General features: G+C 42.0%; 2 rRNA genes. Both read right to left on the bottom strand.

The features are described from left to right. Window positions 1-75: 75 nt before the first annotated feature. Window positions 76-192 (bottom strand): 5S ribosomal RNA (gene rrf, locus DMB91_RS08580). Window positions 193-448: 256 nt separating this feature from the next. Further along, window positions 449-3460: ribosomal RNA gene (locus tag DMB91_RS08575) — 23S ribosomal RNA — on the bottom strand. Between the last annotated feature and the right edge of the window lie 468 nt (window positions 3461-3928).

The raw sequence follows: 3928 nt of genomic DNA, 5'->3' as shown, positions 1-3928 counted from the left end.
AAAAATATAAAAAGAAATAAGAAATAACTCAAACAAATAAAAATTTAAAAGTAAGTAAAAGCAGTAAAATAACAAAGTCCGCAACAAGCTACTTTCCCCCTGCCAGTAAGGCGTAGTATCATCACCCACGATGTGCTTAGCTTCTTGGTTCGAGATGGAGCAAGGCGTTTCCACATCTGTATAATCACGGACATTGTTATGTAAATGTTTTTGTATTTGTTTCAGCTTATTTGATAAGACTTTTAACTTTATACTTTATAAAAATATAAGTATAAATAAAGTTAAATTCTAAAAACACTTAAAAAACAATGCTAAGAAACAAGTTTTATAAAAACCCTTAAGCTTTAGACTTATGCAAAGCAAGTTAAAAAAGAATAATGTAATAAATATTATTTATTATTCTATGTCTTGCTTTTGTATATAGCCTTAACAAGGAAGTGATGCTTAATATGATAAGCCAAACGCTCTATTAGTGCTGGTCAGCTAAGAAACTTTCATTTCTTACACACCCAGCCTATCAAACTAGTAGTCTACTAGAGAGCTTAGAGAAGATTCATCTTAGAGTTGGCTTCACGCTTAGATGCTTTCAGCGTTTATCCTTTCCAAACTTAGCTACGCTGCGATGCTCTTGGCAGAACAACAGCTACACCAGTGGTTTGTTCAACCCGGTCCTCTCGTACTAGGGTCAAATCTCTTCAATCTTCTTACGCCCACGGCAGATAGGGACCGAACTGTCTCACGACGTTCTGAACCCAGCTCGCGTACCGCTTTAAATGGCGAACAGCCATACCCTTGGGACCTGCTCCAGCCCCAGGATGCGATGAGCCGACATCGAGGTGCCAAACCTCCCCGTCGATGTGAGCTCTTGGGGGAGATCAGCCTGTTATCCCCGGGGTACCTTTTATCCTTTGAGCGATGGCCCTTCCACACAGAACCACCGGATCACTAAGACCGACTTTCGTCTCTGCTTGACTTGTATGTCTTGCAGTTAAGCTGGCTTATACCTTTATACTCTACAGATGATTTCCAACCATCTTGAGCCAACCTTTGTAAGCCTCCGTTATTATTTGGGAGGCGACCGCCCCAGTCAAACTACCCACCAGACATTGTCCCACTTGAGGATAACTCAAGCTGGTTAGCTACCCAAATAAGAAAGAGTGGTATCTCAACAATGGCTCATCATAAACTGGCGTCTATGAATCAAAGCCTCCCACCTATCCTGCACATTCTTATCCAAGTAGCAGTGTCAAGCTGTAGTAAAGGTCCACGGGGTCTTTCCGTCTTGCCGCGGGTAGGAGGAATTTTCACCTCCACTACAATTTCACTGGATCCCTCTTTGAGACAGCTCCCATCTCGTTACGCCATTCATGCAGGTCGGTATTTAACCGACAAGGAATTTCGCTACCTTAGGACCGTTATAGTTACGGCCGCCGTTTACTCGGGCTTCGATCAAGAGCTTCGCTAATGCTAACCCCATCAATTAACCTTCGAGCACCGGGCAGGCGTCACACCCTATACATCCTCTTACGAGTTAGCAGAGTGCTGTGTTTTTGGTAAACAGTCGGGAGGGACTCTTTGTTGTAAGTTTCCTCGCTTTCGAAGTAAATTCTAATACGAGGCTAACCACACCTTATACCGAAGATACGGTGCTATTTTGCAGAGTTCCTTAAAGAGAGTTCTTCCACGCGCCTTAGAATACTCATCCCACCCACCTGTGTCGGTTTACGGTACGGGCAACATTAACTAAACTTAGAAACTTTTCTTGGCTCGACGGCATCAGCAATTCTCCTCGCTATCCGAAGACTTTGAGAAGCCTTTCAGCTCTCGGAGTAGTCCCATACGGATTTTCCTGTATGAGCTCCTACGACCTTAGACTAGCACTTCCATCCGCTAGCTTGCTTAGCCCTAAGCGTCCTTCCATCGCACATTAATGTTGGTATTGGAATATTAACCAATTTGCCATCGTCTACCCCTTTCGGACTCAACTTAGGACCCGACTAACCCTACGATGACGAGCATCGCGTAGGAAACCTTGGGTTTACGGCGAAGGGGATTCTCACCCCTTTTATCGCTACTCATGCCTGCATGCTCACTTCTATTCGCTCCAGCACTCCTTACCGGTATACCTTCAACGCAAATAGAACGCTCTCCTACCACTTGCATACAATTTAAATTTCTTTATCCCTAAGCACTTTAAAACTTTCTTGTATTACTCGTTTTAAACCTAACTTAATACAATAAAGTCTAAGCTTAAGAAATTTAAATTGTATGCAAGTCTAAAGCTTCGGTACTCATTTTAGCCCCGTTATATTTTCCGCACAAAATCACTAGACCAGTGAGCTATTACGCTTTCTTTAAAGGATGGCTGCTTCTAAGCCAACCTCCTGGTTGTTTAAGTAACTTCACATCGTTTTCCACTTAAATGAGATTTGGGGACCTTAGCTGTTAGTCTGGGTTGTTTCCCTCTTGACGACGGATTTTATCACTCGCCGCCTGACTGCTGTGATTACACTAAAGGTATTCGGAGTTTGATAGGGTTTGGTACATTGGTGTATGCCCTAGCCCATTCAGTGCTCTACCCCCTTTAGTTACGACACAACGCTATACCTAAATATATTTCGGAGAGAACCAGCTATCACGAAGTTTGATTGGCCTTTCACCCCTATCCACAAGTCATCCCATAGCTTTTCAACGCTAGCGGGTTCGGTCCTCCACTAGTTCTTACACTAGCTTCAACCTGCTCATGGATAGATCACTTCGTTTCGGGTCTGCAGCATCTGACTTAATCGCCCTTTTAAGACTCGCTTTCGCTACGGCTTCGCGTGTGCTTAACCTTGCCAGACACCACAACTCGCAGGCTCATTATGCAAAAGGCAGTCCATCACCCTGGATTGCTCCATAGGGCTCTGAATGATTGTAAGCAAATGGTTTCAGGTTCTATTTCACTCGGCTCACCGCCGTTCTTTTCACCTTTCCCTCACGGTACTTGTTCGCTATCGGTGTAGTATGAGTATTTAGGGTTGGATCGTGGTCGACCCGGATTCAGACAAAATTTCACGTGTTTCGCCCTACTCAGGATACTGCTAGCTAAACTTTGCTTTTCGCATACGGGATTATCACCCTCTATGATTAAACTTTCCAGAATATTCTGCTAAGCTTAGTTAGTGCATATTGCAGTCCTACAACCCCTAGTGCAAGCACTAGGTTTGCCCTTTTACGTTTTCGCTCGCCGCTACTAACATAATCTCTATTGATTTCTTTTCCTGAGGGTACTAAGATGTTTCAATTCCCCTCGTTCGCTCCATTATGGTAATGTATATCTCTATACATTGGGTTGCCCCATTCGGAAATCTATGGGTCAAAGCTTCTTGACAGCTCTCCATAGCTTATCGCAGTCTAGTACGTCCTTCATCGCCTTTACTACCCAAGGCATCCACCATTCGCTCTTTATAGCTTACCTTTTTTGTGTTCTTTTAGCAGGCAGAATAAATCCGCCCTAAAAGAACTAAAAACTAAAGATCAGCCCGACCTACCCTAATTTGAGTAGTAAGCTGATCTAAAGTTTAAGCTAAAGGCTACACCTCCTTACCTGTTTGGTAATTGAGAGTGTTACCTTATAGCTTTATTGACATAATTAATATAAAAATTCTATTTATATGCCTATGTTTTTTATTCTAAAACGCATCACTTCCTTGTTAAAGCTATGATGTAAATTCTTTTTTATTTTAAGACGGAAAGCCTTAGCTTGTGAGGGCTAAAGTTTTTGTAAGTAAATATTCATTTATCTTACGCAAAAATAATTAAGTTTTTACAACTCTAACAAGTTTAGTAAAATTGTTTTTATTAAAACTTGCTTGTGACTCTTAACAATGATAATTTAAAGAACATTAGGTTTAAAACCTAAAGCAAAGATAAGATTTATGCTTAT

It is taken from the genome of Campylobacter sp. MIT 97-5078 (assembly GCF_006864455.1).
Classification (GTDB): domain Bacteria; phylum Campylobacterota; class Campylobacteria; order Campylobacterales; family Campylobacteraceae; genus Campylobacter_D.
Note: the sequence above shows the minus strand (reverse complement) of the source record. Positions and strands in the feature narration are given on the sequence as shown.